Origin of the sequence: Magnetospirillum sp. WYHS-4, assembly GCA_039908345.1 — a bacterium.
In the GTDB taxonomy this organism is placed as follows: Bacteria; Pseudomonadota; Alphaproteobacteria; order Rhodospirillales; family GLO-3; genus JAMOBD01.
Genome location: JAMOBD010000110.1, coordinates 1 through 4,721 on the forward strand (window position 1 = coordinate 1; position 4,721 = coordinate 4,721).

General features: G+C 68.4%; 7 protein-coding genes. 1 reads left to right on the forward strand and 6 read right to left on the reverse strand.

Translation table 11 applies throughout. From position 1 onward, the window contains the following. From H7841_17805 to H7841_17830, 6 genes are all read right to left on the reverse strand, one after another. On the reverse strand, positions 1-207 hold a 207-nt coding region (locus tag H7841_17805; protein ID MEO5338717.1), incomplete at its 3' end, for a hypothetical protein. Positions 208-221: 14 nt separating this feature from the next. Next, entirely contained in the window at positions 222-491 is a 270-nt protein-coding gene (gene yidD / locus H7841_17810; GenBank protein MEO5338718.1) for a membrane protein insertion efficiency factor YidD, read from the reverse strand. Continuing rightward, positions 488-880, reverse strand: coding sequence for a ribonuclease P protein component (gene rnpA / locus H7841_17815; GenBank protein MEO5338719.1), 393 nt, complete (start codon positions 878-880; stop codon positions 488-490). The genes yidD and rnpA overlap by 4 nt, the downstream gene beginning before the upstream one ends. A 6-nt stretch (positions 881-886) precedes the next feature. Then, positions 887-1,021, reverse strand: a complete 135-nt coding sequence (gene rpmH / locus H7841_17820) for a 50S ribosomal protein L34 (protein ID MEO5338720.1) — start codon at positions 1,019-1,021, stop codon at positions 887-889. A 135-nt stretch (positions 1,022-1,156) separates the two neighbouring features. Continuing rightward, positions 1,157-3,553, reverse strand: a complete 2,397-nt coding sequence (locus H7841_17825) for a GNAT family N-acetyltransferase (GenBank protein ID MEO5338721.1) — start codon at positions 3,551-3,553, stop codon at positions 1,157-1,159. Between the two features lie 65 nt (positions 3,554-3,618). Then, positions 3,619-3,915, reverse strand: coding sequence for a polymer-forming cytoskeletal protein (locus tag H7841_17830; protein ID MEO5338722.1), 297 nt, complete (start codon positions 3,913-3,915; stop codon positions 3,619-3,621). A 165-nt stretch (positions 3,916-4,080) separates the two neighbouring features. Between H7841_17830 and H7841_17835 the strand changes: the two genes are divergently transcribed. Further along, the coding region (locus tag H7841_17835; protein ID MEO5338723.1) for a 2,3,4,5-tetrahydropyridine-2,6-dicarboxylate N-succinyltransferase at positions 4,081-4,721 on the forward strand (641 nt) is incomplete at its 3' end.

Here is a 4,721-nt window from a genome sequence, read left to right on the forward strand (position 1 = left end):
GGCTGCCATCCCTTCCCCCGGCGCGGCGGGAACGGCCGTCACCGCGCCGGGGGAAGGGATGGCAGCCGGTGCCGGGCCTTCGGCTGTCGGTTGCTGCGGGGCCGGCGCCGGGGGCACCGGCGGCCCGAAGAACATCTGGTAGCCGAAGACGATCAGGAAGGACAGCAGGATCGCCAGAATCAGGTTCTTGCTGTTGCCGTTGCCCATGGTCCGAATGTCTCTCAGTGCGCGTGGCCGGGATGACCGCAGGAGGGCTTGTCGCAGTCCTTCTGCGGAACGGGATCGTAGCCCCAGCCGCCCCAGGGATGGCAGCGGCCGATACGCCTCAGCGCCAGCCAGCCGCCCCTGACGGCGCCGAAGCGGGTGACGGCCTCGAGGCCGTACTGGGAACAGGTGGGCTCGTAGCGGCAGCTTCCGGGCAGCACCGGCGAGATCAGGAGCTGGTAGCCCCGGATCAGTCCCTTGGCCAGGATGGTCGCCAGGTTGGTCATGTCTCGGTCAGCCCCTTGCTCGGTTCGGTCTCGGCCCCCAGCCTGGCGAGGGCCTTTTTCAGATCCTCAAGCAGCTCCGGGAACGGCCGGCCGATCGTACCCCCGCGGCCGATCAGGACGAAGTCGTACCCTGGCCGGGCGGCAACGGGAAGAACCGCTTCGGCGACCGCCCTGAGACGCCGCCTGGCCCGGTTGCGGACCACGGCGTTACCGACCTTGCGGCTGACCGTGAAGCCGACACGGATGGCGGCCTCACCCCCAGGGCAAAAATCGCCCGACGCGCGCCGCCGAACCTGCAGGATCAGGCCGGGAGCCACCCACTTCCGGCGGGCATCGGCGACGCGGAGGAATTCCACCCGCCGCTTCAGGCGCGCCAGAACGGTGGTCACGGCCGGCTAGGCCGACAGCCGCTTGCGCCCCTTGGCGCGGCGGTTGGACAGGACCTTGCGGCCCCCCACGGTCGCCATACGGGCGCGAAAGCCGTGGCGGCGCTTGCGCACGAGCTTGCTGGGTTGATAAGTGCGTTTCACGAGTCCACTCCGTCGGAAAAACGAGCCCCGCTGTATACGGGCTTGCCCAACCGAAGTCAACGCCGGGAATTGGGATTTCCGGGGGCCGGGACGAATTCCGCCGTGTCTGGAAAACGGAAGCCAGCGCCGCCGTCCCTACAGGTCCAGCACCGCCTCGATGACTTCTTCGCCGGGTAGCGGCTCCAGCCGGAAGCCCATGGCTTGCGCGAGGTCGAGCATGCGGCCGTTATCAGCCAGGATCTGGCCGACCAACCGGCGGGTGCCCCGGTCCCGGCAATAGCGGATCATCTTGTCGAGCAGCTTGCGGCCCAGCCCCTGGCCCTTGAGATCGGAGCGGATGACGATGGCGAATTCGCCGCGTTCGTTGTCGGGATCGGTGGCGGTGCGCACCACGCCCAAGGTCTCGCGGCCTTTGCCGTCGGGCTTCGGGGCGGTGGCGATGAAGGCCATCTCGCGGTCGTAGTCGATCTGGGTCAGGCGGGCCATCTGGGAATGGGGCAGTCCGCGCACCGATCCGAAAAAGCGAAAGCGGATGTCCTCGGCCGTCAGTTGCGACAGGAAGACATGGTGTTCCGGTTCGTCCTCCGGCCGGATGGGACGCAGCACCGCCTCGCGCCCCGAGGGCAGCGGGAAGGTCTCCTCAAGCTCCCTGGGATAGGGCTGGATGGCAAGTCGCACCGGAGCCCCTCCGCCCGCCGTCAAATGGACACGGGCCCGGGCAACGGTGACGCCGGACTGGTCGGCCCGAAGGGGATCGATCTCGACGGCGGCGATTTCCGGATGGTCGACGATCATCTGCGACAGTTGCACCAGGGCCAGGCAAAGCCGGTCCATGGCCACCGCGGCACGATCCCGGTCGCCTTCCAGCATCCGGGAGACGTGGGTCCGCTCGATGACCTCGCGGGCCAGGCTCATGTTGAGCGGCGGCAGGCCGTAGGACCGGTCCTTGACCAGATCGACTCCGCCGCCCCCCTGGCCGAACAAAATGGCCGGACCGAACAGCCGGTCGCAATGCATGGCGAGAACCAACTCGTGGGCGCCTTCCGTCAATTCCTCACGCCCCTCGAATCCATAGGTCGCCAACAAGGCCAGCGCTTCCGGGCCCTTGACCAATCGCTCGCCACGCGCTTGGGCGGATCGGATCATCTGGCGGGCGGATTCCGCATCGGGGGCGAACTCCTCGGGGGCCGACAGGGGCGTCTGCATCAAGAGGTCCTGGTTCCGGCGGTAATTGACCAGATGCATGAAGGCTCCCAGGGCGCGGCTCGGCAGGGGGTAGGTGGGAATCCCGGCCTCTTCCAGCCGCCGGCGGGCCGGGGCCACGTCCTCCTCGCCGATCCAACTGGTGAAGATCTCCGCCCAGGCGCCCTTGGCCGCCTCGACGACCGCCTCGGCGGCTTCCAGGCTGGAGGCGACGGGAGCGGGGGCATGCAGGACCAGCACCGCGTCGATTCCCGGTGCCCGGCCGAGAACGTCGAGAACCTTGCGGTAGCGTTCCGGCGGCGCATCCCCGCCGATGTCCACCGGGTTGCCCGTTCCGGCGCCGCCCGGCACCAGGGCATCAAGGGCCGCCCGTGTCGGTTCCTCCAATTCGGCCAGCCGCCCCCCCGCCGCCAGAAGATCGTCCACCGCCATGGCGGCGAAGCCCTTGCCGTTGCTGACGATGGCCAGGCGCTCGCCAGGCAGGGGCCGGAAACGCGCCAGGGTCTGCACGGCGGCGAACAACTCGCCCAGGTCGGATACCCGCAGCATGCCGGCCCGGCGCACCGCCGCATCGAATATGGCATCGGATTCCGAGGGAACTCCGCCCTCGTAGCGTCCCGCCTTCAGCACCAGTACCGGTTTGTTGCGGGCGGCGGCGCGGGCCGCCGACATGAAGCTGCGTGGATCGCGGATGGCTTCGATATGCAGCAGGATGGCGCGGGTTTCGGGGTCGCTGCCCAGATAATCGAGCATGTCGCCGTAGTCGAGATCGTCCGATTCGCCCAGGGAAACGAAATGCGAAAAGCCGATGCCGTGGGCCCTGGCCCAGTCAAGAACCGCCGTGCAGAGCGTCGTGGACTGGGAGACGAAGGCGATACGGCCGGGCCGCGCCGGCAGGTGGGAGCAACTGGCGTTCAGACGGGCGGCCGGCACCAGGACACCCAGCGATTCCCCACCCAGCAGCCGCATACCGCCGCGCCGCGCCAGGTCGACGATGCGCGACCTCTCCTCGGGCGCCAGCCCGGCGGAAACCACCACGGCCACCGGAACGCCCCGGCTGGCCATGGATTCGACCACGCCGGGAACTTCCGCCGCGGGCGTGCAAACGATCGCCAGGTCGGGCACCACCGGCAGGGAGGCCACATCGGGATAGGTAAGGATGCCGGCCACCGACTGGCGGCGCGGATTGACCGGCATCACCGGCCCGACGAACCCGCCCTTCAGCAGGTTGCGCAGCACCAAGCCGCCCAAGGACCCATGGCGGCCCGAGGCGCCGACGACGGCGACCGATTGCGGATGGAACAGCTTGTCGAGATGACGGAGAGGCATGGGCGGCTTCCTTTCGCCGCCCCATCATATCCCGTCATTGTGCAGTGCAGCAACGCCCTTTCGGGTCAGGCCGGAATGCAGCGGGCCTCCAGGCGGGCGCCTTGGGCCACCGTCAGCTTGCCATAGTGCAACTCGCCCTCGACCACCGCCGTCTCCCCCAGCACCACGGAAGGCGCGGAGATGTTGCCGTGGACGGTGCCATGCACCACGATGCTGCGGGCGCCCAGGCTGCCGGTGACCGAGGCGCCGGCCAGCACGGTGATCGCCCGGCCGGCGAAGTCGCCGTCGAGGCAACCGTCGATGACGATCTCGCGAAGGCGCTTCGCCGTCTTCGCCTGCTTGGGATGCTTGGCCTGGCCCATCGGGGTCTCCTCGGCTCGGGAAAAGTGGATACTCTCGTCTGGCATCCTGCGGTTGTCCGGGTAAAGAAAGAGTTAAGCCGGCCGCCTATCGTCGATTGTTGACTCTTCGTCCGGCGGGAGCCATTGTCCGGCCGTTCCGAAACCACGGGAAAGAGCCGGAAAGCCATGGATACCGCGCAGTTGCAGAAGATCGTCGAGACCGCCTGGGAAGGCCGCGACCAGGTCGATTTCCAGACCAAGGGCGAGGTCCGCGAGGCCGTCGACACCACCCTGGACCTGCTGGATTCCGGCAAGCTGCGCGTCGCGGAACGCCAGGCGGTCGGCAAGTGGTCCGTCAACCAGTGGTGCAAGAAAGCGGTGCTGCTGAGCTTTAGGCTCAACGACATGGCGATGATCGCGGGCGGGCCGGCCGGTTCGTCCTGGTTCGACAAGGTGCCGCCCAAGTTCGCCGGCTGGGACGAGGCCCGTTTCCGTCAGGCCGGCTTCCGCGCCCTGCCCGGCTGCGTGGTGCGCAAGTCGGCCTACATCGCGCCCGGCGCCGTGCTGCTGCCCTGCTTCGTCAACCTGGGCGCCCATGTGGACTCTGGGACCATGGTCGATACTTGGGCGACGGTCGGTTCCTGCGCCCAGATCGGCAAGAACGTGCACATTTCAGGCGGCGCCGGCATCGGCGGCGTGCTGGAACCCCTGCAGGCCGGCCCGGTCATCATCGAGGACAACTGCTTCATCGGCGCCCGTGCCGAAGTGGCGGAAGGCGTGGTGGTCGAGGAAGGCTCGGTGCTTTCGATGGGCGTCTATATCGGCGC

Bases quoted from the DNA above. Each gene is read 5' to 3' on its own strand.
- H7841_17830 (MEO5338722.1), bottom strand. From the start codon at position 3,915: ATGGGCCAGGCCAAGCATCCCAAGCAGGCGAAGACGGCGAAGCGCCTT.
- H7841_17825 (MEO5338721.1), bottom strand. From the start codon at position 3,553: ATGCCTCTCCGTCATCTCGACAAGCTGTTCCATCCGCAATCGGTCGCC.
- yidD (MEO5338718.1), bottom strand. From the start codon at position 491: ATGACCAACCTGGCGACCATCCTGGCCAAGGGACTGATCCGGGGCTAC.